Origin of the sequence: Chryseobacterium sp. SIMBA_028, assembly GCF_046535285.1 — a bacterium.
GTDB lineage: Bacteria > Bacteroidota > Bacteroidia > Flavobacteriales > Weeksellaceae > Chryseobacterium.
On the sequence record NZ_JAWRWZ010000400.1, the window covers coordinates 1 to 264 of the forward strand.

General features: G+C 57.6%; 1 protein-coding gene. It reads right to left on the reverse strand.

Going from position 1 to position 264, the window contains the following annotated elements:
* Positions 1–264 (reverse strand): nucleotidyltransferase domain-containing protein (locus SCA31_RS23900; protein WP_410699487.1); only part of this gene is annotated, 264 nt, incomplete at both ends.

Here is a 264-nt window from a genome sequence, read left to right on the forward strand (position 1 = left end):
GGATTAGACGCTCATCGAGTGCAAGCCATAGTTCGTCCTCATCCGCAAAACTTTGCGAGTTGACGACCACCATCAGATCGTAGTCGGAACGGTAACCACTCAGCCGGTCTTCCACCCAGTCTCCCCTGGCATAGGAACCATAGAGGATGACCTTGAGGATCTTGCCATCCGCCCGCTTGGCCGACAGCTTGGTCGCACGGAACCGTTCGGCCTCGAAGAAGATGATCTCCAGCACACGTGCAAGCTCGCGGCGTTTGCTCGCCG